The organism is Pseudomonas sp. B6002 (genome assembly GCF_013385985.1).
Classification (GTDB): domain Bacteria; phylum Pseudomonadota; class Gammaproteobacteria; order Pseudomonadales; family Pseudomonadaceae; genus Aquipseudomonas.
Genome location: NZ_JACAOY010000001.1, coordinates 72,790 through 97,528 on the forward strand (window position 1 = coordinate 72,790; position 24,739 = coordinate 97,528).

Consider the following 24,739-nt stretch of genomic DNA (forward strand, 5'->3'; position numbering starts at 1 on the left):
CCTTCTCTTACGGAGGGCCTTTGATGACTGACCTGCTGACACCCATCCAAGCCGCACTCGCTCTACCCCCTACACCGCTGACCTTTACCGAAGCGGGCGCCCTGCCCTCGACCTTCGCCGTGACCGACCTGGCCAGCGCCAGTATCGGCGCCGCCGGCCAGGCCGTTGCCCAGTTGATCGAGCAACAGACCGGGCGCTTGCCGGGTGTCACCGTGGACCGCCGCCTGGCGTCCTTCTGGTTTTCTTCCTCCATTCGCCCGGTCGGCTGGCAAGTGCCGCCCCTGTGGGACCCGGTGGCCGGCGACTACGCCTGTGCCGACGGTTGGATTCGTTTGCACACCAACGCGCCCCACCATCGAGCCGCCGCCGAGCGCGTGCTGGGCAACGTCGCCGACCGTGCCGAAATGGCGAGCAAGGTTGCCCCGTGGAACGCTGCCGAACTGGAACAGGCGATTGTCGATGCAGGCGGTTGCGCCGCGCAGATGCGCTCCTGGCAAGCCTGGCAGGCCCACCCGCAAGGGCTGGCAGTAAATGCCGAAGCGCTGGTGCAGCGCCACACCTATGAAACCACCACCGACAAACCCTGGCTCGGCAGCGTGGCGCGCCCCTTGGCCGGCCTCAAGGTGTTGGACCTGACTCGCGTCCTGGCCGGCCCGGTGGCCAGTCGCTTCCTCGCCGGCTTGGGCGCCGATGTGCTGCGCATTGATTCACCTTCCTGGAACGAACCCGGCGTAGTGCCGGAAATGACCTTGGGCAAACGCTGCGCCCGCCTGGACCTCAAGAGCGCCGAAGGCCGGCAGGTCTTTGAAAACTTGCTCAAAGAGACCGACATCCTGTTCCACGGTTACCGCGCCGATGCGCTGGAGCAACTGGGCTACACCGCCAACGCGTTGCAACAGATTGCGCCCGGCCTGATCGACGTGAGCCTCAACGCCTACGGCTGGAGCGGCCCATGGCGCAACCGTCGTGGCTTCGACAGCCTAGTGCAGATGAGCAGCGGGATCGCCGACGCGGGCATGGCCTGGAAACAGGCGGACAAACCGGTGCCTTTGCCGTTGCAGGCGCTGGATCACGCCACCGGCTATCTGATGGCGGCCGCTGCGATTCAGGCGTTGAGCGAGCGGTTGAAGTCGGGCCGTGGCGGTTCGGCACGGTTGTCGTTGGCGCGCACGGCGACGTTGTTGGTGGAGGCTGGGCAGGTGCCGGAGCAGCCGGCGTTGCGGGCCGAGGAGGCGGGTGATCAGGGGTTGGTGGTGGAGCAAACCAGTTGGGGCCCCGCACACCGGTTATTGGCGCCGTTGACCATTAGTGGCACGCCGTTGCAGTGGGATTTGGCAGCGGGGGAATTGGGCTCGCATCGGGCGCAGTGGTGACCTGAAGGCCTTTATCGCAGGCAAGCCAGCTCCCACATTTTGATTTGTGAACACATTCAAATGTGGGAGCTGGCTTGCCTGCGATGGGGCCCTATCTGCCACCCTCAATCCCCCCGACTCAACGACGTCCACAAATGCTGCGCCGCATACGCCCGAAGCGGCCGCCACGCCTCGGCACGCGCCAATAACTGCCGCGCCGACACCGGCCCGCCCTCCAGCGCCGCCAGCGCATTGATCAAACCAATATCCCCCGACGCAAACGCATCGGCCTCGCGCATCTGGCGCATGGCGATGTACTGCGCGGTCCAATCGCCAATCCCGGGCAACGCGACCAAGCGCGCCACGCTTTCCTTGAGGCTGGCCTTGGGTTCAAACAGTTCAGGGTCGTCCAACAGCGCCTGGGCCACACCGGACAAGGTGCGCCCACGGGCCTTGGGCATGCCCAACGTGGCCAAGTCGGCCGCTGCCAGTACCTCAGCCGATGGGAAAATATGGGTGATACCTGCATGGGGTGTTTCCAGTGGCGCACCATATTGCGCCACCAATTTACCCGCCAACCGAATCGCCGCGACCACTGTGATCTGCTGACCCAGCACCGCGCGGATCGCCAACTCCAGGCCATCCCAGGTGCCCGGCACCCGCAAGCCGGGACGTTCGGCAGCCAATTGCGCCATCAGCGGGTCCTTCGCCAATTGCGGGTTGATCAGTTGCGGCTGGGCGTCCAGGTCGAACATCCTGCGCAACCGCCGCTCGATTTCGGGCAAGACCGTCTGTTGCGCAACGTCGACCGTCACCTCCAGCCAATCGCCCGCCCCCTGTGCAACCGCAATCCAGCCCTGCGCGCCGCCGACGCAAATACTGCGCCGGTACACACCGGCCTCGACAGACTCCAGCCCGCTGATCGCCCGCACCGACAAAAATCCCACCATCGCCGCCCAATCGTAGGGCGGTTGATACGCCAATCTCACAACGACAGCACCCCGCTGTACAACCCATACGCCGCCAGCCCCGCGCCAGCGATCACGCAGCTGAAAATGCCTTTTTCCATGGCCGTGAACAAGGGCTGGCCCTGTTCACGCTTGGCCAGTGCAAACAGGATCACGCCCGGCGCGTACAGCAGCGCCGACAGCAGCAAGTATTTCAAGCCGCCGGCATACAACAGCCACACCGCGTAGCCGAGGGCGATCAGACCGACGAGCAAATCCTTCATGCGGCGCCGCTGAGCACCTTCATAGGTTTCACCGCGCCCGCTCAACAGCACCGCATAGGCCGCCGACCACAGGTACGGCACCAGAATCATCGAGGACGCCAGGTAGATCAGCGTGGTGTAGGTGCTTTGGGAAAACAGCGTAATCACCAGGAACAGCTGGATCATCACATTGGTCAGCCACAAGGCATTGACCGGCACCTGGTTGGCATTTTCCTTCTTCAAGAACGCCGGCATGGTCTTGTCATGGGCGGTGGCGTAGAGGATTTCCGCACAGAGCAGCGCCCACGAGAGCAAAGCGCCGAGCAACGAAACCGCCAGGCCAATGCTGATCGCCATCGCGCCCCAAGGGCCGACGATATGCTCCAGCACACCGGCCAACGACGGGTTTTGCAATTGCGCCAGTTCCGGCTGGCTCATGATCCCCAGGGACAACACATTCACCAGCACCAATAGCGCAAGCACACCGAGAAACCCGATCACCGTCGCGCGCCCCACGTCCGAACGCTTTTCGGCGCGGGCCGAATACACGCTGGCGCCCTCAATGCCAATAAACACAAACACGGTGACCAGCATCATGTGGCGCACCTGGTCCACCACGCTGCCCATGCTCGGGTTGCCCAGGCCCCAGATATCGCGGGTGAAGATATCGGCCTTGAACGCCACGGCGGCAATCACGATGAACATCAACAGCGGCACGATCTTCGCGACGGTGGTCACCTGGTTGATGAACGCCGCCTCCTTGATCCCGCGCATCACCAGAAAATGTACAGCCCATAGCAACAACGACGCACACGCGATGGCGATGGGCGTATTGCCCTGGCCGAACACCGGAAAAAAATAGCCGAGGGTACTAAATAGCAACACGAAGTAACCGACGTTGCCCATCCACGCACTGATCCAATACCCCCAGGCGGATGAAAACCCCATGTAGTCGCCAAAACCAGCCTTGGCGTAGGCATACACACCGGAGTCCAACTCGGGTTTGCGATTGGCCAGGGTCTGGAACACGAAAGCCAGGGTCAGCATGCCGACAGCGGTGATCGCCCAGCCGATCAACACGGCACCGACCTCGGCGCGGGCGGCCATGTTCTGCGGCAACGAGAAAATCCCGCCACCAATCATCGAGCCCACCACCAGTGCAATCAGGGCGCCAAGTCGAAGTTTCTGGGCCGGTTGGGACATGAAGACTCCTGAATAAAATAATTGTTTGAGCTGACAACTGTGCACTCAACTAATTAACTCAGCGAGTGTAGCGTTTATTAGAGACCGCGATAAAACAGGCACGCTCATAACGTAATGGCATGTCAGTTTATCGAGTTTAGGCTTATTTAGAATTTAAATACCGCTTGAACTTCTCCACGCGCGAGCTATGCCACACTGTCAATGAGAAAAGTTTGCACATTCAGGAAAACAGACTAGCTTCAAACGTCCATACCCCTGACTAAATGATTAACCACAACGGGCGCAAGGCTCTGGAACGCGCCTTCCCGAGGACTTTTATCGCCTACGAATTCTCACCCTAAGTCATTAATTCACAATGGAATGTGCCAATGAAGTGATCTGAGTCAGCTGTTTGAATAGCGCACGGAATTATTCTGTGGTCTCTCTTCTCCTGCATTGGAGTTATGCAATGTCTGAAACTCCCGGAAAACTAAAGCTTGGTGCACTGGTTGCACTTGTCGTGGGCTCGATGATCGGCGGGGGGATCTTCTCACTGCCACAGAACATGGCCGCCAGCGCCGATGTCGGCGCGGTATTGATCGGCTGGGTCATCACCGCCATCGGCATGCTGACCCTCGCCTTTGTGTTCCAGACCCTCGCCAACCGCAAACCTGACCTCGACGGCGGCGTCTACGCCTACGCCAAGGCCGGCTTCGGCGACTACATGGGTTTCTCGTCCGCCTGGGGTTACTGGATCAGTGCCTGGCTGGGCAATGTCGGTTACTTCGTGTTGCTGTTCAGCACCCTCGGTTACTTCTTCCCTATCTTCGGCGAAGGCAACACGCCAGCGGCCGTGATCGGCGCGTCGGTGCTGTTGTGGGCCGTGCACTTTCTGGTGCTGCGCGGGATCAAGGAAGCGGCGTTCATCAACCTGGTGACCACCGTCGCCAAGGTGGTGCCGCTGGTGCTGTTCGTGTTGATCGCCCTGTTCGCGTTCAAGCTGGACATCTTCACCGCTGACATCTGGGGCGTGAAAAACCCGGACCTGGGCAGCGTGATGAACCAGGTGCGCAACATGATGCTGGTCACCGTGTGGGTGTTCATCGGCATCGAAGGCGCGAGCATCTTCTCGTCCCGTGCGGAAAAACGCTCCGACGTGGGCAAGGCCACCGTGATCGGCTTTATCACCGTGCTGCTGTTCCTGATGCTGGTGAACGTGCTGTCCCTGGGCATCATGACCCAACCGGAACTGGCCAAGCTGCAGAACCCGTCGATGGCCGCCGTGCTGGAGCACGTGGTGGGCCACTGGGGCGCGGTGCTGATCAGCGTTGGCTTGATCATCTCGCTGCTGGGGGCGCTGCTGTCGTGGGTGCTGCTGTGTGCGGAGATCATGTTCGCCGCCGCCAAGGACCACACCATGCCGGAGTTCTTGCGCAAGGAGAACGCCAACCACGTACCGGTCAATGCCCTGTGGCTGACCAACGCCATGGTGCAGCTGTTCCTGGTGATCACGCTGTTTTCGGCCAGCACCTACCTGTCGCTGATCTACCTCGCCACCTCAATGATCCTGGTGCCTTACCTGTGGTCGGCGGCCTACGCGCTGCTGCTGGCGGTGCGCGGCGAGACCTACGAAACCGCCCTGGCCGAGCGCAAGAAAGACCTGTTCATCGGCGCCATCGCCCTGGTGTACGCGATCTGGCTGCTCTACGCCGGCGGCACCAAATACCTGCTGCTCTCTGCCCTGCTCTACGCCCCCGGCGCGATCCTGTTCGCCAAGGCCAAGCGTGAACTGGGCAAACCGATTTTCACCAACGTCGAGAAGCTGATTTTCGCCGCAGTGGTCATTGGCGCCCTGGTGGCGGCCTATGGGCTCTACGACGGCTTCCTGACGCTGTAATTGTTGATAACTGGAGGATCTGTAATGACCACGGAAAAAGTGAAGTACGGCGTACATTCCGAAGCCGGCAAACTGCGCAAAGTCATGGTGTGCTCCCCAGGTTTGGCCCACCAGCGGCTGACCCCCAACAACTGCGATGAACTGCTGTTCGATGACGTGCTGTGGGTGGCCCAGGCCAAGCGCGACCACTTCGACTTCGTGACCAAGATGCGCGAGCGGGATATTGATGTGCTGGAAATGCACAACCTGCTCACCGACATCGTCGCCATCCCCGAAGCGCTGGACTGGATCCTGGAGCGCAAGATCACCGCCAACACCGTTGGCCTGGGCCTGGTCAATGAGGTCGGCTCCTGGCTGCGCAGCCTGGAACCGCGCAAGACCGCCGAGTATTTGATCGGTGGCGTGTCGGCCGATGACCTGCCGAGCACCTTCGGCGGCAAGGCCATCGAGATGTTCCGCGATTTCCTCGGTCACTCGAGCTTCATCCTGCCACCGCTGCCCAACACCCAGTTCACCCGTGACACCACCTGCTGGATCTACGGCGGCGTGACACTCAACCCGATGTACTGGCCGGCGCGACGCCAAGAAACCCTGCTGACCACCGCCATCTACAAATTCCACCCCGAGTTCACCAACGCCGACTTCCAGATCTGGTACGGCGACCCCGACCAGGAACACGGCGCCTCGACCCTCGAAGGCGGCGACGTGATGCCGATTGGCAACGGCGTGGTCCTGATCGGCATGGGCGAGCGTTCGTCTCACCAGGCGATCGGCCAACTGGCGCGCAACCTGTTCAAGAACAAGGCGGTGGAAAAAGTCATCGTGGCCGGCCTGCCGAAATCCCGTGCGGCGATGCACCTGGACACCGTGTTCAGCTTCTGCGACCGCGACCTGGTCACCGTCTTCCCCGAAGTGGTCAGCCAGATCGTCCCGTTCACCCTGCGCCCTGACGAGAGCAAGCCCCACGGCATCGATATCCAACGGGAGAAAACCAACTTCCTCGACACCGTGGCCGCCGCCCTCGGCCTCAAGGCCCTGCGCGTAGTGGAAACCGGTGGCAACAGCTTCGCCGCCGAACGCGAGCAGTGGGACGACGGCAACAACGTGGTGGCCGTGGAGCCAGGCGTGGTCATCGGCTACGACCGCAACACCTACACCAACACCCTGCTGCGCAAGGCCGGGGTGGAAGTCATCACCATCAGCGCCGGTGAACTGGGCCGTGGCCGTGGCGGCGGCCACTGCATGACCTGCCCGATCATCCGCGACCCAATCGACTACTAAGCGACCATCCACCCGGCGGCCTCCACCCGAGGCCGACCGGGCCGATTACCGAACTCAAGGAGAATCATCATGGCGTTCAACATTCACAACCGTAACCTGCTCAGCCTGGAACACCACACCCCACGCGAGCTGCGCTACCTGCTGGACCTGTCCCGCGACCTCAAGCGCGCCAAGTACACCGGCACCGAACAGCAACACCTCAAGGGCAACAACATCGCGCTGATCTTCGAAAAAACCTCCACTCGCACCCGATGCGCCTTCGAAGTGGCGGCCTATGACCAGGGCGCCAATGTCACCTACATCGATCCGAACTCCTCGCAGATCGGTCACAAGGAAAGCATGAAGGACACCGCCCGCGTGCTCGGGCGCATGTACGACGCCATCGAGTACCGTGGCTTCAAGCAGGAGATCGTCGAAGAGCTGGCCAAGTTCGCCGGCGTGCCGGTGTTCAACGGCCTGACCGATGAGTACCACCCAACCCAGATGATCGCCGACGTGCTGACCATGCGCGAACACGCCGACAAGCCGATCCACGAGATCAGCTACGCGTACCTCGGGGACGCGCGCAACAACATGGGCAACTCGCTGTTGCTGGTGGGCGCCAAGCTCGGCATGGACGTGCGCATCTGCGCGCCAAAAGCCCTGTGGCCCCACGATGACCTGGTGGGTCGCTGCAAGAAATACGCAGAAGAAAGTGGCGCACGCATTACCCTCACCGAAGACCCGAAAGCCGCGGTGAAGGGTGTGGACTTCATCCACACCGACGTGTGGGTATCGATGGGCGAGCCGGTGGAAGCCTGGGCCGAGCGTATCGAGCAACTGCTGCCGTACCAGGTGAACGCCGAGCTGATGAAAGCCACCGGCAACCCGCGCACCAAGTTCATGCACTGCCTGCCAGCGTTCCACAACAGCGACACCAAGGTGGGCAAGCAGATTGCCGAGCAATACCCGCACCTGGCCAACGGCATTGAAGTGACGGACGACGTGTTCGAGTCGCCAGCTTGCATCGCCTTCGAGCAGGCGGAAAACCGCATGCACACCATCAAGGCGATTTTGGTGTCGACCCTGGCTGACCTTTAAGGCACGACACCGTCAATGTGGGAGCTGGCTGGTGTGAGATCTGGCTTTTGTGGGAGCTGGCTTGCCTGCGATGCAGGCAACTCGGTCGTTCAGGTAGACCGAGGTGATGCCATCGCGGGCAAGCCCGGCTCCCACAAAAAGCCCGGCTCCCACATTGACCGTGTTCCTTCATCAGAATTTTCAGAAGGACATTCGCTATGCGTATCGTCGTAGCCCTGGGCGGTAACGCCCTGCTCCGCCGTGGTGAACCCATGACGGCGGACAACCAACGCGCCAACATCCGGATCGCCACCGAACAGATCGCCAAGATCCACCCCGGCAACGAACTGGTGATCGCCCACGGCAATGGCCCGCAAGTCGGCCTGTTGTCGTTGCAGGCGGCGGCCTACACCCAGGTCTCGCCGTACCCGCTGGACGTGCTCGGTGCCGAAACCGAAGGCATGATCGGCTACATCATCGAACAGGAACTGGGCAACCTGCTGGACTTCGAAGTGCCCTTCGCCACCCTGCTCACCCAGGTGGAAGTCGACGCCAAGGACCCGGCCTTCAAGAACCCGACCAAGCCCATCGGCCCGGTGTATTCCAAGGCCGAAGCAGAAAAACTCGCCGCTGAAAAAGGCTGGGCGATTGCGCCGGATGGTGACAAGTACCGTCGCGTGGTCGCCAGCCCACGGCCCAAACGCATCTTTGAAATCCGCCCGATCACCTGGTTGCTGGAAAAAGGCAGCATCGTGATCTGCGCCGGTGGCGGCGGTATCCCGACGATGTACGGCGAGGACGGCAAGCTCAAAGGCATTGAAGCGGTGATCGACAAAGACCTCTGCTCCTCGTTGCTGGCCGGGCAGTTGAAGGCCGATTTGCTGGTGATCGCCACCGACGTCAACGCGGCCTTTATCGACTACGGCAAGCCCACTCAAAAAGCCATCGGCCAGGCCCACCCGGACGAAATGGAAAAACTCGGCTTCGCCGCCGGCTCCATGGGGCCCAAGGTGCAAGCCGCCTGCGAGTTCGCCCGCCAGACTGGAAAAACCGCCGTCATCGGTTCACTCTCGGACATCGAAGCGATTGTCCAGGGCAGCGCCGGCACGCGCATCAGCACGGCAAAACCTGGCATCACCTACCTGTGAAGTAGAGGAGAAACGCCTATGGCCACCTTTGAACCGGGTCACTTGCACGTCGAACGTCATGCGCTCAACGCCCAGGACTATAGCTACAACCTGTGCATCGACTATGAAGTCAGCCAGGACCCCAAGGAAGGCAAGGGGATGCTGTTCAAACTGCATGGCTCGGTCCAGGGCAAAGACCTCAAGGAAGAGTTTTTCCTACCCAAGGACCAGGCGTTCGACTTTGCACGGCACGCCATGAACATCGCGCAGAAGTACGGCATGCCGAAGATCGCCGTGCTCAATGGTGCGATGCACAAGCAGTACGACCTGATGTTCGAAGATGTGCGGCATCAGCTGGATGTAAAACCCGGCGACCCGATCAAACCCGAACACCTGGAGTAACCCGATTTCACTGACACCGGCGATCCCCTGTGGGAGCTGGCTTGCCTGCGATGGCGGTGGATCAGTCACTGAAAATAGTGACTGTCAGTCCGCTATCGCAGGCAAGCCAGCTCCCACATTTTTTGATCTGCATCGCCTGTCAGGCATACTGGCCACCTCCCGCTTCCCAGAACCAAACGCCACCCCATGCGTATCCACGTCAGCTTCATCGACCGCGTCGGCATTACCCAGGAAGTCCTGGCCCTGCTCGGTGGGCGCAATCTCAACCTGGATGCGGTGGAGATGGTGCCGCCCAACGTCTACATCGATGCGCCAACCCTGAGCGCCGACGTACTCGAAGAACTGCGTGACGCGCTGTTCAGCGTGCACGGTGTGCAGGCCGTGACCGTGGTGGACATCCTTCCCGGCCAGCGCCGTCACCTGCAACTCGACGCCCTGCTGGCCGCCATGACCGACCCGGTACTGGCCCTGGACAGCGCGGGCAAGATCCTGCTGGCCAACCCGGCCCTGATCGCGCTGTACGGGCGTGAACCGGCCGGCGAAAGTATCAGCGACCTGTTCAACGACCCGGCGCTGCTCGACACCTTGCTCGAACACGGTTTTCGCCTGCCCCTGCGCGAGATCAGCGTCAACGGCCAGACCCTGCTGCTGGACGCCACGCCGATCACCGACGCCGGCGCCCTGCTGACCCTGTATCAACCCAACCGCATCGGCGAACAGCTGTCAGCGTTGCACCACGACCATGCCGAAGGGTTTGACGCGCTGCTGGGCGAGTCCCCGGTGATCCGTACGCTCAAGGCGCGGGCGCAGCGGGTGGCCGCGCTGGATGCGCCGCTGTTGATCCAGGGTGAAACCGGCACCGGCAAGGAGCTGGTGGCCCGCGCCTGCCACGCCATCAGTGCGCGGCACAGTGCGCCGTTCCTGGCGCTGAACTGCGCGGCGCTGCCAGAGAACCTCGCCGAAAGCGAACTGTTCGGTTATGCGCCCGGTGCCTTTACCGGCGCGCAACGGGGCGGCAAGCCGGGGCTGATGGAGCTGGCCAACCAGGGCACGGTGTTCCTTGATGAGATCGGCGAAATGTCGCCGTACCTGCAGGCCAAGCTGCTGCGCTTTCTCAATGACGGCAGCTTCCGCCGTGTGGGGGGCGACCGTGAAGTGAAGGTCAATGTGCGCATCCTCAGCGCCACCCACCGCGACCTGGAAAAGATGGTCAGCGAAGGCACCTTCCGCGAAGACCTGTTCTACCGACTCAACGTGCTCAACGTCGAAGTGCCGCCCCTGCGCGCACGCGGCCAGGACATTCTGTTGCTGGCGCGCTACTTCATGCAGCAGGCCTGCGCGCAGATCCAGCGCCCGGTGTGCCGCCTCGCGCCCGGCACGTACCCGGCACTGCTGGGCAACCGTTGGCCGGGCAACGTGCGTCAGTTGCAGAACGTGATCTTCCGCGCCGCCGCCATTTGCGAAAGCAGCCTGGTGGACATCGGCGACCTGGACATCGCCGGCACCTCGGTGGCACGCCAAAGCGACGGCGAAATCGACAGCCTGGAACAAGCCGTCGAAGACTTCGAGCGCAACCTACTGGAAACCCTCTACACCAGCTACCCCTCCACCCGCCAACTGGCCAGCCGCTTGCAGACCTCCCACACGGCAATTGCCCATCGCCTGCGCAAGTACGGCATTCCCGCCAGCAAACCCTGAATACGCACGATCAAAATGCACGCTCCTACAAAGGGTGCATTCCAAATTTCAGTCATGCATTCCAAATTTCAGGCATGCCTTCCAAATGCCAGGCGTGCCTTCCAGATTTTGGTCTGAGAACGACATCGGCTGTACTGAAAGCGCTACAGCGTAACGATATCGCTACAACCCTGTTTTTTGCGCGCCATGCAAGGCTTTGATCCACATAGGCTTTTTTTCTTGCGCCTGAGTGTAGCGAAATCGCTACAGCCAAACCGCATAACGCTATAACCGATTTCTATAAGCCATTGTTTTGTAACGACTTAATAACCTTGGCCGCGATTTTGCTAAGCAACTCCCCATTATTCCAATCCCGTCCACCAGACGAATCTGGCCCCGAGGAGTTTCCATGAGCGAGTTGCGTTTCACTGAAGATCACGAATGGCTGCGCGCCGAAGCTGACGGCAGCGTCACCGTGGGTATCACCGCTTTCGCGCAGAACGCGCTGGGTGATGTGGTTTTCGTGCAACTGCCGGAGTTGCAGGCCTACGAGAAAGGCGCCGAAGCCTCCACCGTGGAATCGGTCAAGGCCGCCAGCGGCGTGTACATGCCCCTGACCGGTGAAGTGCTGCAAGTGAACGACGCACTCAGCGACAGCCCGGAACTGGTCAACGAAGACCCGATGGGCGAAGGCTGGTTCTTCCGCTTTAAACCGGCCGATGCCGGGGCGGTAGCTAAACTGTTGGATCAGGACGCGTACGACCGCCTGATCAAAGCCAACGCTGAAGCCTGAGGAGCGCGCCATGACTGTTCAACTGACCACCGCCAATGAATTCATCGCCCGCCACATCGGCCCGCGCGCGGAAGACGAGCAACAAATGCTCGCCAGCCTGGGCTTTGACTCCCTGGAAGCCCTGAGCGCCAGCGTGATCCCGGAAAGCATCAAGGGCACCAGCGTGCTCGGCCTGGAAGACGGCCTGAGCGAAGCCGAGGCCCTGGCCAAGATCAAGGCCATCGCCGGCAAGAACCAACTGTTCAAGACCTACATCGGCCAGGGCTACTACAACTGCCACACGCCGTCGCCGATCCTGCGCAACCTGCTGGAAAACCCGGCCTGGTACACCGCCTACACCCCCTACCAGCCAGAAATCTCCCAAGGCCGCCTGGAAGCGCTGCTGAACTTCCAGACCCTGATCAGCGACCTTACCGGCCTGCCGATCGCCAACGCCTCCTTGCTCGACGAAGCCACCGCCGCCGCCGAAGCCATGACCTTCTGCAAGCGCCTGAGCAAGAACAAGGGCAGCAACGCCTTCTTCGCCTCGATCCACAGCCACCCGCAAACCCTCGACGTGCTGCGCACCCGTGCCGAGCCGCTGGGTATCGACGTGGTGGTGGGCGATGAGCGCGAACTGACCGACGTCAGCCCGTTCTTCGGCGCCCTGCTGCAATACCCGGCGAGCAACGGCGACGTATTCGACTACCGCGCACTGACCGAGCGTTTCCACGCCGCCAACGCCCTGGTGGCCGTGGCCGCCGACCTGCTGGCCCTGACCCTGCTGACCCCGCCGGGTGAGTTCGGCGCCGACGTGGCCATCGGCAGCGCACAACGCTTCGGCGTGCCGCTGGGCTTCGGTGGCCCGCACGCGGCGTACTTCTCCACCAAGGATGCATTCAAGCGCGACATGCCGGGCCGTCTGGTCGGCGTGTCTGTTGACCGTTTCGGCAAGCCGGCCCTGCGCCTGGCCATGCAGACCCGCGAGCAACATATCCGCCGCGAGAAAGCCACGTCGAACATCTGCACCGCCCAAGTGCTGCTGGCCAACATCGCCAGCATGTACGCCGTGTACCACGGCCCCAAAGGCCTGACCCAGATCGCCCAGCGTGTACATCAGCTGACTGCGATCCTGGCCAAGGGCCTGACCGCACTGGGCCAGAAGGTCGAGCAGGAACACTTCTTCGACACCCTGACCCTCAACACCGGCGCCAACACCGCCGCCCTGCACGACAAGGCCCGCGCCCAGCGCATCAACCTGCGTGTGGTGGATGGTGAGCGTCTGGGTGTGTCGGTGGACGAAACCACCACCCAGGCCGATATCGAAACCCTGTGGTCGATCTTCGCCGATGGCAAAGCCTTGCCAGCCTTCGCCCAAACTGAAAGCACGCTGCCAGCCGCCCTGCTGCGCCAGTCGCCTGTGCTCAGCCACCCGGTGTTCAACCGTTATCACTCCGAAACCGAGCTGATGCGCTACCTGCGCAAGCTGGCCGACAAGGACCTGGCGCTGGACCGCACCATGATCCCGCTGGGCTCATGCACCATGAAGCTCAACGCTGCCAGCGAAATGATCCCGGTGACCTGGGCCGAGTTCGGCGCCCTGCACCCGTTCGCCCCGGCTGAGCAAAGCGCCGGCTACCTGGAGCTGACCTCCGACCTGGAAGCCATGCTCTGCGCGGCCACCGGTTACGACGCGATCTCCCTGCAACCGAACGCCGGTTCCCAGGGTGAGTACGCAGGCCTGTTGGCCATCCGTGCCTACCACCAGAGCCGTGGCGATGAGCGCCGCGACATCTGCCTGATCCCGTCGTCGGCCCACGGCACCAACCCGGCCACCGCCAACATGGCCGGCATGCGCGTAGTCGTCACTGCCTGCGATGCGCGTGGCAACGTCGACATCGAAGACCTGCGCGCCAAGGCCATCGAGCACCGCGATCACCTGGCGGCGCTGATGATCACCTACCCGTCCACCCACGGCGTGTTCGAGGAAGGCATCCGCGAAATCTGCGGGATCATCCACGACAACGGCGGCCAGGTGTACATTGACGGCGCCAACATGAACGCCATGGTTGGCCTGTGCGCACCGGGCAAGTTCGGCGGCGACGTGTCCCACCTGAACCTGCACAAAACCTTCTGCATCCCTCACGGCGGTGGCGGCCCGGGCGTTGGCCCGATTGGCGTCAAGTCGCACCTCACGCCGTTCCTGCCCGGCCATGCGGCCATGGAACGCAAGGAAGGCGCGGTGTGCGCGGCACCGTTCGGCAGCGCGAGCATTTTGCCGATCACCTGGATGTACATCAGCATGATGGGCGGCGCGGGCCTCAAGCGCGCTTCGCAGCTGGCGATCCTGAATGCCAACTACATTTCCCGTCGCCTTGAAGAGCACTACCCCGTGCTCTACACCGGCAGCAACGGCCTGGTGGCGCATGAGTGCATCCTCGACCTGCGCCCGTTGAAAGACAGCAGCGGCATCAGCGTGGACGACGTGGCCAAGCGCCTGATCGATTTTGGCTTCCATGCGCCGACCATGTCGTTCCCGGTGGCCGGCACCTTGATGATCGAGCCGACCGAAAGTGAATCCAAGGAAGAACTGGACCGCTTCTGCAACGCCATGATCGCGATCCGCGAAGAAATCCGCGCGGTGGAGAACGGCACCCTGGACAAGGACGACAACCCGCTGAAAAACGCGCCGCACACCGCAGCAGAACTGGTGAGCGAGTGGACCCACCCCTACACCCGCGAGCAGGCGGTGTACCCAGTGCCATCGTTGATCGAAGGCAAGTACTGGCCGCCGGTCGGGCGTGTGGACAACGTGTTTGGTGATCGCAACCTGGTATGCGCGTGCCCGTCGATCGAGAGCTACGCGTAACCGACTGACGGAACACAGTCCAATGTGGGAGCTGGCTTTTGTGGGAGCTGGCTTGCCTGCGATGCAGGCACCTCGGTCTATCAAGTAGACAGGGGTGATGCTATCGCAGGCAAGCCAGCTCCCACATAGCCCGCCTCCACAGTTGGACCGAGCACCTTCAGAAAATAATAAGAAACCGGAGAACAACCATGTCCCTCAGCGTGTTCGACCTGTTCAAGATTGGCATCGGCCCCTCCAGCTCCCACACCGTCGGCCCGATGCGCGCCGCCGCTCGATTCGTCGAGGGCCTCAAGCGTGACAACCTGTTGAGCGCCACCGCCTGCGTCAAGGTGGAACTCTACGGCTCGCTGGGCGCCACCGGTAAAGGCCACGGCAGCGACAAGGCCGTGTTGCTGGGCCTGGAAGGCGAACACCCGGACACCGTGAATACCGAAACCGTCGCCGCCCGCCTGGCGCAGATGCGCAAGGACGGCCGCCTGAATTTGCTCGGCGAACACAGCATTGCGTTCAACGAGAAAGAACACCTGGCGATGATTCGCAAACCCCTCGCCTACCATCCCAACGGCATGATTTTTCGCGCCTTCGACGCCGCCAATATCCAGATCCGCAGCCGCGAGTATTACTCGGTGGGTGGCGGTTTTGTGGTGGACGAAGATGCCGCCGGCGCCGACCGCATTGTCGAAGACGCCACGCCCCTGACCTTTCCGTTCAAACACGGCAAAGACTTGCTCAACCATTGCACCACTTACGGGCTGTCTATCAGCCAGGTCATGTTGACCAACGAAAGTGCGTGGCGCCCAGAGGCGGAAACCCGCGCCGGGTTGCTGAAGATCTGGCAGGTGATGCAGGACTGTGTGGACGCAGGTTGTCGCAATGAAGGGATCTTGCCGGGCGGCTTGAAGGTCAAGCGGCGTGCTGCCGCCCTGCACCGTCAGTTGTGCAAGAACCCGGAATCCTCACTGCGCGATCCGTTGTCGGTGCTGGACTGGGTCAACCTCTATGCGCTGGCCGTCAACGAAGAAAACGCCAATGGCGGGCGCGTGGTCACGGCGCCCACCAATGGGGCGGCCGGGATCGTGCCGGCGGTGCTGCATTACTACATGCGCTTTATCCCGGGCGCGAACGAAGACGGCGTGGTGCGCTTTCTGCTCACCGCTGCCGCCATCGGCATTTTGTACAAGGAAAACGCCTCGATCTCCGGCGCCGAAGTCGGCTGCCAGGGTGAAGTGGGCGTGGCCTGTTCCATGGCAGCCGGTGCGCTGTGTGAAGTGTTGGGCGGCACGGTTTCCCAGGTGGAAAACGCCGCCGAGATCGGCATGGAACACAACCTCGGCCTCACCTGCGATCCGATTGGCGGGCTGGTGCAGGTGCCCTGCATCGAGCGCAATGCCATGGGTTCAGTGAAAGCCATCAACGCGGTGCGTATGGCGTTGCGCGGGGACGGGCAGCATTTTGTGTCCCTCGACAAAGTCATCTGCACCATGCGCCAGACCGGCGCCGACATGAAAAGCAAATACAAGGAAACCGCCCGTGGCGGTTTGGCGGTCAACATTATCGAGTGCTGACGCCCCAAGGCGCGCCAGCACGTTTTTCAGGAGCTGAATATGTCCACCGAAACCCTGTTGAAAACCCCGTTGCATGCACTGCACCTCGAACTGGGCGCGCGCATGGTGCCCTTCGCCGGCTACGACATGCCGGTGCAATACCCGTTGGGCGTGATGAAAGAACACCTGCACACCCGTGATCAGGCCGGGCTGTTCGACGTGTCCCACATGGGCCAGATCCGCCTCACCGGCGCGAATGCCGCCAAGGCCCTGGAAACCCTGGTGCCGGTCGACATCATCGACCTGCCGGTAGGCATGCAGCGCTACGCGATGTTCACCAACGAACAGGGCGGCATCCTCGACGACCTGATGGTGGCCAACCTGGGCAACGACGAGTTGTTCCTGGTGGTCAACGCCGCCTGCAAAGACCAGGACCTGGCCCACCTACGCAAGCACATCGGCGACCAGTGCAGCATCGAACCGCTGTTCGAAGAGCGCGCCCTGCTGGCCCTGCAAGGCCCGGCAGCGGTGAAGGTGCTGGCGCGCCTGGCACCTGAAGTCACCAAAATGACCTTCATGCAGTTCGCCACCCTGCGCCTGCTGGGCGTGGACTGCTACGTCAGCCGTTCGGGCTACACCGGTGAAGACGGTTTCGAAATCTCGGTGCCCGCCGCCAACGCCGAGAGCCTGGCCCGCAGCCTGCTGGCCGAGACCGAAGTACAGGCCATCGGCCTGGGCGCCCGCGACTCCCTGCGCCTGGAAGCCGGCCTGTGCCTGTATGGCCACGACATGAACACCGACACCACCCCGATCGAAGCCAGCCTGTTGTGGGCGATCTCCAAGGCCCGCCGTGCCGATGGCGCGCGCGCCGGTGGGTTCCCGGGCGCCGACCGGATCTTCACCCAGCAACAAGCCGGTGTGAGCCGCAAGCGCGTGGGCCTATTGCCTCAAGAGCGCACCCCGGTGCGTGAAGGCGCAGAAATCGTTGACGAACACGGCACCGTCATCGGCAGCGTGTGCAGCGGCGGTTTCGGCCCGACGCTGGGCGGCCCGCTGGCCATGGGTTACCTGGACAGCGCGTTCATCGCACTGGACACCGAAGTGTCTGCGTTGGTACGTGGGAAAAAGGTGCCACTACGTGTAAGTAAAATGCCATTTGTGCCGCAACGTTACTACCGTGGCTGAGTGACTGTTTCTATAAGTAACGCGGTTGCGTTAATGTGCACTAAACTGTAACGCAACCGCCATAAAACAGTGCATTGACGATAGTCAATGCACTAGGGAATAACCTATAACAAGTGATCAACTCTATCGAATAAGTGGGATCCACATTGTTGACCAAAGTGTCACAAAGCCGAGCAAAACCTGGGCTTTGGGCAGGGCTTGTTTTTTCTCCTTTAGTTGGCGTAGAGTTTGTTCACTGTGTTTGCATGGGTCGCTTTGAACCTGGACCTGGGCAGTAGCTGAAGTAGTTGTGCTACAACCCGTTCGACGTCTCTTACTTTCCTGCAACTCAGCCCAGTACTCTTTCATGCGAAAGGGGCTGTCATTAATTTTTAGCGTCAAAGGAAAGAAGAAAATGTCAGATCGTCAGAGCGGCACCGTCAAGTGGTTTAACGACGAGAAAGGGTTTGGTTTTATCACTCCAGAAAGCGGTCCGGATCTGTTCGTGCATTTCCGCGCTATCCAGGGCAACGGCTTCAAGAGCCTGAAAGAAGGCCAGAAGGTCACGTTCAAAGCCGTGCAAGGCCAGAAAGGCATGCAGGCTGACGAAGTACAAGCAGAAGGCTGATCCTTCCTGCGAAAAAAAGCCCCTGATGGTGACATCAGGGGCTTTTTTATGCGCGTTTGTTCGTAGAATGACTTTTTTATTCTGAGAGCCCTGCCATGTCCAAACCCTTGCTGACCCCCCAGGGCGATTTCCCCGCCGTTGGCCTTGGCCGGCGTCTGGCAGCCATGTTCTATGACTTCCTGCTGTGCACCGCCCTGCTGATCGTCACCGCATTCCTCTACAAGCTGGTGTGGATGGCGTTTATCGGCGAGGCCAGGATGCGCACGCTCACCGAGTCCGGCGCACTGGACGGCGACCCGTTGCTGTCGACGATCCTGTTTTTCGTGCTGTTTGGTTTCTTCGCCAAATTCTGGACCCATTCGGGGCAGACCCTGGGCATGCAGGTGTGGGGTGTGCGTGTACAGAACGCCGATGGCTCACGCATCAGCCTGTGGCAGGCGCTGCTGCGCTTTGTGGTGTCGATTGCGTCGTGGCTATGCGTGGGGCTGGGGTTTATCTGGTCGCTGTTTGATAAGCGCAAACGCAGCTGGCATGACATCTACTCGGACACGCAGCTGGTACATATCCCCAAGCAAAAGAAGTAATTCCAGGCTAACGAAGATGCAAATGTGGGAGCTGGCTTGCCTGCGATAACGTCAGTCCAGTCACTGCAATATTGACTGATAGACCGCTATCGCAGGCAAGCCAGCTCCCACACAACGAAGTCAGGCGTTACCGGCCAGCTTCAGTCGCGCAGCCTGGGTGAAGTCGAGCATGCGCTTGAGCGGGCGCACTGCATGCGGGATCACCGATGGCTCCACGAAAATCTCGTTGCTGCCCTCACGCAGGCACTGCAACGTGCGCTCCAGGGTGTTCATCGCCATCCACGGACAGTGTGCGCAACTGCGGCACGCGGCGCCGTTGCCGGCGGTAGGCGCTTCGACGAAGACCGTGTCCGGGCACAGCTGCTGCATCTTGTAGAAAATGCCGCGGTCGGTGGCCACGATGAAGGTTTTGTTCGGCAAGCGCTGTGCCGCAGCAATCAGCTGGCTGGTGGAGCCCACCGCATCGGCCAGTTCGATCACCGAGGTCGGCGACTCCGGGTGCACCAGGATCGCGGCGTCCGGGTAAAGCGCCTTCATGTCTTCCAACTGCTTGGACTTGAACTCCTCGTGCACGATGCACGCACCGTCCCACAGCAGCATATCGGCACCCGTCTGGCGCTGGATATAGGTGCCCAGGTGCTTGTCCGGGCCCCAGATGATGGTTTCGCCGTTGTCCATCAGGCTTTCGACGATTTCCAGCGCGCAGCTGGAGGTCACCACCCAATCGGCGCGGGCTTTGACCGCCGCCGAGGTGTTGGCGTACACCACCACGGTGCGCTCGGGGTGCTGGTCGCAAAACGCCGAAAACTCGTCCACCCGGCAGCCAAGGTCCAGGGAGCACGTGGCTTCCAGGGTGGGCATGAGGATGCGTTTTTCGGGGGTGAGGATCTTTGCGGTCTCGCCCATGAAACGCACACCGGCGACCAGCACGGTCTTGGCCGGGTGGGCAGCGCCAAAGCGTGCCATTTCCAGGGAATCGGAGACACAACCACCGGTTTCTTCGGCCAAGGCCTGAATCACCGGGTCGCAATAGAAGTGGGCGACCAGCACCGCGTCTTGAGCCTTGAGCTCGGCAGCGATGGCAGCGCGCAGGCTCGCCTCTTCTTCGATGCTCAGGGCCTTGGGCTGCTTGGCATCGAGGTGGGCTTGAACCAGAAGGCGTTCGGAAATGTGCGTCATGTTCGCAAGACCTGCAGGCGCAGTTGCGCGAAAGTCGAGTGTACCACCGGCTCTGGAGCCCTTCGGGCGCCGCCGGACGAAGTGAGTGTGTTCATCAAGCACGGGTGAAGCTGCGCAAGGCTACAGAATATCGAGTGGATTCAAAAGCCTAAAAGGTGCGTACCAAGCACCCAGAGCGGAAAACCGCAGAGCATGAACCCGTTGATTGACCGCAAGCCCTGGGCCAGTCGAGGCACGCCTATTCGGCTCTTACCGTGTCGTCCCTTTTCCGTTACACAACACAAACCACTCAGCGTTCTCAAAAAATCCGTAGCTCAGACCATGTGCCTGAGTAACAAAGCCATCAGCACCTACAAAGCCGGATTGTCATTCACGTTAAACAGCGACACCACCATTGAACTGTATGAGATAGCCAAGCGCTATGGGCTGTCTTGAAACATATCCAGCCTGACACTTGAGTGTTATTGAACACTTAACATTTTATCCACTTCAACATTTGCAACGCCCTTATAAAGCCTATATTTGCACGCTCGCACACGTCTTAAAACAAGCCAACGGCGGTTGGATTGCAATAGAGGCCTTCAAATGAACACCGCCAACACACTGTTGTGTTTGGCATTAAATATTCATCACGCGTCTCGTGGGGCACCTGAAAATGGCCAAATCACGGCGACCATCGTCACCATGAGTCTCGCCGGGTGGCAAACGGAATACATCTGCAAGTAGGTGTACCGGGAGCGGCAGTTTTCCTGCACGAACGCCAATGCCCAACGCCAACCGAAGGAGGAGAAGCTCAACGCATGGTCATCCGGGAGAGCCACCGTGAGCGGTGAAACTATCTACCATCTGACCGTAAAGCCCTCCTAATGCACACAGAATTGAACGAATAGCCTCACAGGACAACGACAAAGAACGGTTATCGAAGAAAGCCAGCGGAAGGTGTCGCGCAAGCGGGAATGTAGCCAGGGAGCTATGTTCACTAGTAACAAATCGTACAGAACAAGATGACGGAAACTACGGACGCTTGCTTTTCGAGGCGTTCGTCCAACCGGGCTTGAACGTCAATGCTTCCTATCCGGACCTGACACCTTGAAGAACTCTCAACGTTTGTTCGCCTGGTTATCGGGCACCTTGTTCCTGCTGATTGCGACCGGCGCCTTGGCACAAACCCGGGAGCCGGTAGGATTGCTGGTCAACGCGCCCACCGCCATCCCTCACATCGAATTCGATACCCAGACCCGCGCATGGCTGGCCACCCAACCCGAAGTCAATGTTGCGATCTGGAACGGCGCGCTACCGCCGTTGCACATGGGCTTCGACCAGAGCCAGTTCGAAGGCGTGACGGCGGACTACCTGGGGGCCATTCGAGCAGCCACCGGGCTGAGCTTGAAGATCTGGCGCTACCCCACCCCCAGGGAGGCACGAGCGGCGCTGGCCCGAGGCGAAGTAGACCTGCTGGCCCTGCATGACATCACCCAAGGCCAGGAGGGTGCGCTGACACAATCGCGCCCCTACCTGCTCAATCGCAAAGTCATCGCCCGGCGCATCGGCGAAACCTTGCCGCCGACCGCCGACCTGGACGGCCAGCGCCTGGCCTACGTCGGCGACGACAGCGTCGGCGCGACCCTGCAAGCCCAGTACCCCAAAGCCCGATTGATCCAGTACTCCAACCACCTGATCGGCCTCACCTCGCTGGTGTACAACCAGGCGGACGCCATGTGGATGGATGCGATTACAGCGGAGTTCATGATCCGCCTGCTCTACAACAACGATGTGTATATCTCGGGCGACGCCCTTCCCCGCGTCTCGGCCGATATCAATTTCGCGGTCAGCGATCGCCAACCGCAATTGTTGAAGGCGATCAACACCACCCTCGACGCCATCCCGCCCCTGGACATGATGCGCATCACCACACGCTGGGGCTTGAGCAACACCTTTGTCGTGGATCAACCGCCACTGGATTTGGACGCCGCCGAGACGGCCTGGCTGGCCAGCCATAAGTCCATCCGGATTCTCGTGGCCGGTGCCTATGCGCCCCTGACGTTTTTTGATGACCATGACGAGTTCCAGGGCCTCAGCGCGGACTTGCTGAAAATCGTCAGCCAGCGTACCGGCCTGAAGCTGGAGATCGTGCGCAGCAACAGCATTCCCACCATGCTCAAACAGCTGCAGGACAATCAGGCCGACCTGATCGCGGCCCTCAGCATTGGCGAGGCGCGACTCAAGCCCGAACAATTCACCCGGCCCTACCTCATCAACCCGTTCGTGCTGGTGACCCGACGCTCGGGCACCACGCTGGACAACCTCGACGCACTCAACGGCAAACGCCTGAGCATTCCCACCGGCAACCCGCTGGCCAACTGGTTGACACAACATTACCCACAGATCATCCAGGTACCGGTTCCCAATGCCGTGCGCGGCATCGAAATGCTCTCCAAGGGCGAGGTCGACGCGGCGGTGCATATCCAGATCGGCGCCGATTACTTCATCAAGCAACATTTCCAGGATGCCTTGCAGATCAGCGCCGTGATCGGTGAATACCCCGCCCGCATCGCTATGGCGGTTGGCAGCGACGACCCGCAGCTCAAAAGCATCATCAACAAGGTGCTGCTGGGCATTCCTCCCGAAGAGCTCAAGACCCTGAGTGACCGTTGGCGCAACCACGCCGCTCCGGCCGTTTCCAGCTCGTGGAACGCCTACAAAGATGACCTCTACCCCATCATCGGCGCCGCCGTGGCTTTTGTGCTGGCGTTTCTGGTGTGGAACTACTACCTGCAAATCCAGATCCGCAAACGGCGCAGTGCCGAACGCGCCCTCAGCGACCAATTGGCGTTCAGCAAAACCTTGATCGACGGTTCCCCCATCGCGCTGTATGTGCGGGACAAGGCGGGGCGCCTGGCCCAGTGCAACCTGGCTTACCTGGAGTTTCTGCACACGACCCAGGATGAAGTCATCGGCAAGACCCTGAGTGAAACCGGGGTCATCTCGCCAGCGCTCAGCGCCCAGTACCAGCAGATCTATGCGCAGAGCGAGCAGAGCCAGGAACCGACCTTCGCCGACCTGGACATCGAGATCGACGGCCAGCAGCGCCAGATCTACCACTGGACGCTGCCCTTCCAGAACGCCGCCGGTGAGTTCTCCGGGGTGATCGGTGGTTGGCTGGACATCAGCGAGCGCGAGCAATTGATGGAGCAATTGCTCTTGGCCAAGGAAGCCGCCGATGATGCCAACGAATCCAAGTCGACCTTTTTGGCGAGCATGAGCCATGAAATTCGCACGCCCATCAGTGCGCTCATCGGGCTGATCGAGATGCTGCGGGTGCGCGGTGGCACCCCGGAACAGTTGGACGAAAACCTGCGGGTGGCGCACCTCTCCGCGCAGTCGTTGCTGTCATTGATCGGCGATATCCTGGACCTGTCGAAAATCGAAGCCGGCGCGATGCACCCGTTGCATCGTCCCACCCACTTGATCGAACTGCTGGAGTCGGTGCACACCCTGTTCGAGGTCAACGCACAGAACAAACACCTGAGCTTCGACCTGCGGGTCGACACCCATGACCCGCTGGTGATCATCGATTCGTTGATGCTCAACCAGATCATCGCCAACCTGATCAGCAACGCGATCAAGTTCACCGAGCAAGGCGCGGTGACGCTGTCGCTCAAACAGTTGCCGGATGACGCCACCACAGGGTTTTGCCGCTATCTGATCGAGGTCCGTGACTCGGGCGTGGGCTTGAGCGAGGCCGCGAAAAAAGCCATCTTCGAGCCGTTCGTGCAGGTGGCGTCCGGCAGCAGCGCCGCACGCGGCACCGGCTTGGGCCTGAGCATTTGCACGCGCCTGGCGGCGTTGCTGAACGCACGCCTTAGCGTCACCAGTACCCTTGGACAAGGCTCCTGCTTCCAGCTGGAGTTCGCTGCCGAGCGCACCCAGCTCGCGCCCGCTTCCCAGCCGGCGCAAGCCGCCGGCCCAACGAACCACCGCCTGAATATCCTGGTGGTCGAGGACCACGCCCCCAATCGCTTGCTGCTGTGCCAGCAACTCGAGTTCCTAGGGCACCGCGTGGTGCCTTGTGACGATGGCGAAACCGCCCTGGCCGAATGGAAGCAAGCTGACCCGCCCTTCGACCTGACCATCACCGACTGCAATATGCCGCTGATGGATGGCTATGAGTTGACCCGCCAGATGCGCAACCTGGAGCAGGACCGGGCCATGAGCCCGCACCCCATTTTTGGCCTGACGGCCCACGCCCAGTCGCAAGTCATCCAGGACTGTCTCGACGCGGGCATGACCCAGTGCCTGTTCAAACCGACGGGCATCGAGGCGCTGGCCCAACACATCGGCGCCGTGTCTGCCGAGGCTGGCCGGCGCGCCGGTGCGGCCAGCGCAAGCGGCGGGGAATTGCAGAAGCTCAAACTCCTCGCGCCCGACGCCTATAAGCCTCTGGTCGAGCAATTCATCAGTGCCAGCTACGAAGACCGTGCCAGCTTCAAGGCTCTGCTGAGTACCAACGACACCCGGAAAATCGGCGCGCTGACCCACAAAGTCAAAGGCGGCGCCTTCATGGCCGGCGCCCAGCAATTGGTCGAGGCCTGCACGCAACTGGAAGACCTGCTCGAACAAGACCCGCCCGGGGCTTACCAGCCGCAAGTGGAACGGGTCATGAGCGTCATGCAAACCCTGGAACAACAGCTGTTGGCCGAGATTGCGTAACGCAAGGGCACTGAGGGGCGACGCGACGAGCAACGGCAAGCCCTTCGACCAATATTTACCTTGCACGTTGGAGCGGTAGCGGCACACTTCCTGGCTGGCCTG

Annotated in this window: 17 protein-coding genes; 14 read left to right on the top strand and 3 right to left on the bottom strand. The window is 61.2% G+C overall.

Annotation, left to right across the window (positions count from 1 at the left end):
* The first annotated feature begins 23 nt into the window (after nucleotides 1–23).
* Nucleotides 24–1,373 carry a CoA transferase gene (locus tag HX792_RS00375; RefSeq protein ID WP_176994281.1) on the top strand — a complete coding sequence of 450 codons (1,350 nt, stop codon included), beginning with the start codon at nucleotides 24–26 and terminating at the stop codon, nucleotides 1,371–1,373.
* A 104-nt stretch (nucleotides 1,374–1,477) separates the two neighbouring features.
* On the opposite strand, the gene HX792_RS00380 is transcribed toward HX792_RS00375, so the two are convergent.
* Both HX792_RS00380 and arcD (HX792_RS00385) read right to left on the bottom strand, forming a co-directional pair.
* The gene (locus HX792_RS00380) at nucleotides 1,478–2,341 is read right to left on the bottom strand and encodes a DNA-3-methyladenine glycosylase (protein ID WP_176994282.1); all 864 of its coding nucleotides are present in this window, start codon (nucleotides 2,339–2,341) and stop codon (nucleotides 1,478–1,480) included.
* Nucleotides 2,338–3,765 carry an arginine-ornithine antiporter gene (gene arcD / locus HX792_RS00385; protein WP_176994283.1) on the bottom strand — a complete coding sequence of 476 codons (1,428 nt, stop codon included), beginning with the start codon at nucleotides 3,763–3,765 and terminating at the stop codon, nucleotides 2,338–2,340. The genes HX792_RS00380 and arcD (HX792_RS00385) overlap by 4 nt, the downstream gene beginning before the upstream one ends.
* Before the next feature lie 448 nt (nucleotides 3,766–4,213).
* Between arcD (HX792_RS00385) and arcD (HX792_RS00390) the strand changes: the two genes are divergently transcribed.
* From arcD (HX792_RS00390) to HX792_RS00445, 12 genes are all read left to right on the top strand, one after another.
* Complete coding sequence (gene arcD, locus HX792_RS00390) at nucleotides 4,214–5,641, top strand: arginine-ornithine antiporter (RefSeq protein WP_176994284.1); 1,428 nt, start codon at nucleotides 4,214–4,216, stop codon at nucleotides 5,639–5,641.
* Nucleotides 5,642–5,665: 24 nt separating this feature from the next.
* Nucleotides 5,666–6,922, top strand: coding sequence for an arginine deiminase (arcA, locus tag HX792_RS00395; protein WP_176994285.1), 1,257 nt, complete (start codon nucleotides 5,666–5,668; stop codon nucleotides 6,920–6,922).
* A 69-nt stretch (nucleotides 6,923–6,991) separates the two neighbouring features.
* Nucleotides 6,992–8,002: an ornithine carbamoyltransferase gene (locus HX792_RS00400; protein WP_176994286.1), complete on the top strand. Its 1,011-nt coding sequence runs from the start codon at nucleotides 6,992–6,994 to the stop codon at nucleotides 8,000–8,002.
* Nucleotides 8,003–8,199: 197 nt separating this feature from the next.
* On the top strand, nucleotides 8,200–9,129 hold the full coding sequence (gene arcC / locus HX792_RS00405; protein WP_176994287.1) for a carbamate kinase: 930 nt from the start codon (nucleotides 8,200–8,202) through the stop codon (nucleotides 9,127–9,129).
* 18 nt (nucleotides 9,130–9,147) lie between these two features.
* Nucleotides 9,148–9,510: a DUF5064 family protein gene (locus tag HX792_RS00410; RefSeq protein WP_176994288.1), complete on the top strand. Its 363-nt coding sequence runs from the start codon at nucleotides 9,148–9,150 to the stop codon at nucleotides 9,508–9,510.
* 186 nt (nucleotides 9,511–9,696) lie between these two features.
* Entirely contained in the window at nucleotides 9,697–11,208 is a 1,512-nt protein-coding gene (locus HX792_RS00415) for a sigma-54-dependent transcriptional regulator (protein ID WP_176994289.1), read from the top strand.
* Between the two features lie 388 nt (nucleotides 11,209–11,596).
* The gene (gene gcvH / locus HX792_RS00420) at nucleotides 11,597–11,980 is read left to right on the top strand and encodes a glycine cleavage system protein GcvH (protein ID WP_176994290.1); all 384 of its coding nucleotides are present in this window, start codon (nucleotides 11,597–11,599) and stop codon (nucleotides 11,978–11,980) included.
* 10 nt (nucleotides 11,981–11,990) lie between these two features.
* Nucleotides 11,991–14,828, top strand: a complete 2,838-nt coding sequence (gcvP, locus tag HX792_RS00425) for an aminomethyl-transferring glycine dehydrogenase (protein ID WP_176994291.1) — start codon at nucleotides 11,991–11,993, stop codon at nucleotides 14,826–14,828.
* A gap of 188 nt (nucleotides 14,829–15,016) precedes the next feature.
* Nucleotides 15,017–16,393, top strand: a complete 1,377-nt coding sequence (locus HX792_RS00430) for an L-serine ammonia-lyase (protein ID WP_176994292.1) — start codon at nucleotides 15,017–15,019, stop codon at nucleotides 16,391–16,393.
* A gap of 39 nt (nucleotides 16,394–16,432) precedes the next feature.
* Entirely contained in the window at nucleotides 16,433–17,557 is a 1,125-nt protein-coding gene (gene gcvT, locus HX792_RS00435; RefSeq protein WP_176994293.1) for a glycine cleavage system aminomethyltransferase GcvT, read from the top strand.
* 394 nt (nucleotides 17,558–17,951) lie between these two features.
* Entirely contained in the window at nucleotides 17,952–18,164 is a 213-nt protein-coding gene (locus HX792_RS00440; RefSeq protein WP_034109143.1) for a cold-shock protein, read from the top strand.
* A gap of 95 nt (nucleotides 18,165–18,259) precedes the next feature.
* Nucleotides 18,260–18,748 (top strand): RDD family protein, encoded by a 489-nt coding sequence (locus HX792_RS00445; RefSeq protein WP_176994294.1) that lies wholly within the window; start codon nucleotides 18,260–18,262, stop codon nucleotides 18,746–18,748.
* Between the two features lie 120 nt (nucleotides 18,749–18,868).
* On the opposite strand, the gene nadA is transcribed toward HX792_RS00445, so the two are convergent.
* A complete protein-coding gene (gene nadA / locus HX792_RS00450) occupies nucleotides 18,869–19,927 on the bottom strand; it encodes a quinolinate synthase NadA (RefSeq protein ID WP_176994295.1) in 1,059 nt (352 codons plus the stop codon).
* A gap of 1,089 nt (nucleotides 19,928–21,016) precedes the next feature.
* Between nadA and HX792_RS00455 the strand changes: the two genes are divergently transcribed.
* A complete protein-coding gene (locus HX792_RS00455; protein WP_176994296.1) occupies nucleotides 21,017–24,637 on the top strand; it encodes a transporter substrate-binding domain-containing protein in 3,621 nt (1,206 codons plus the stop codon).
* Nucleotides 24,638–24,739: the final 102 nt, after the last annotated feature.

Excerpts from the sequence above, each read along its gene's own strand:
- HX792_RS00375 (WP_176994281.1), top strand. The coding sequence starts at position 24 with ATGACTGACCTGCTGACACCCATCCAAGCCGCACTCGCTCTACCCCCT.
- arcD (WP_176994283.1), bottom strand. The coding sequence starts at position 3,765 with ATGTCCCAACCGGCCCAGAAACTTCGACTTGGCGCCCTGATTGCACTG.
- arcD (WP_176994284.1), top strand. The coding sequence starts at position 4,214 with ATGTCTGAAACTCCCGGAAAACTAAAGCTTGGTGCACTGGTTGCACTT.
- arcA (WP_176994285.1), top strand. The coding sequence starts at position 5,666 with ATGACCACGGAAAAAGTGAAGTACGGCGTACATTCCGAAGCCGGCAAA.
- HX792_RS00400 (WP_176994286.1), top strand. The coding sequence starts at position 6,992 with ATGGCGTTCAACATTCACAACCGTAACCTGCTCAGCCTGGAACACCAC.
- arcC (WP_176994287.1), top strand. The coding sequence starts at position 8,200 with ATGCGTATCGTCGTAGCCCTGGGCGGTAACGCCCTGCTCCGCCGTGGT.
- HX792_RS00410 (WP_176994288.1), top strand. The coding sequence starts at position 9,148 with ATGGCCACCTTTGAACCGGGTCACTTGCACGTCGAACGTCATGCGCTC.
- HX792_RS00415 (WP_176994289.1), top strand. The coding sequence starts at position 9,697 with ATGCGTATCCACGTCAGCTTCATCGACCGCGTCGGCATTACCCAGGAA.
- gcvH (WP_176994290.1), top strand. The coding sequence starts at position 11,597 with ATGAGCGAGTTGCGTTTCACTGAAGATCACGAATGGCTGCGCGCCGAA.
- gcvP (WP_176994291.1), top strand. The coding sequence starts at position 11,991 with ATGACTGTTCAACTGACCACCGCCAATGAATTCATCGCCCGCCACATC.
- HX792_RS00430 (WP_176994292.1), top strand. The coding sequence starts at position 15,017 with ATGTCCCTCAGCGTGTTCGACCTGTTCAAGATTGGCATCGGCCCCTCC.
- gcvT (WP_176994293.1), top strand. The coding sequence starts at position 16,433 with ATGTCCACCGAAACCCTGTTGAAAACCCCGTTGCATGCACTGCACCTC.
- HX792_RS00440 (WP_034109143.1), top strand. The coding sequence starts at position 17,952 with ATGTCAGATCGTCAGAGCGGCACCGTCAAGTGGTTTAACGACGAGAAA.
- HX792_RS00445 (WP_176994294.1), top strand. The coding sequence starts at position 18,260 with ATGTCCAAACCCTTGCTGACCCCCCAGGGCGATTTCCCCGCCGTTGGC.
- nadA (WP_176994295.1), bottom strand. The coding sequence starts at position 19,927 with ATGACGCACATTTCCGAACGCCTTCTGGTTCAAGCCCACCTCGATGCC.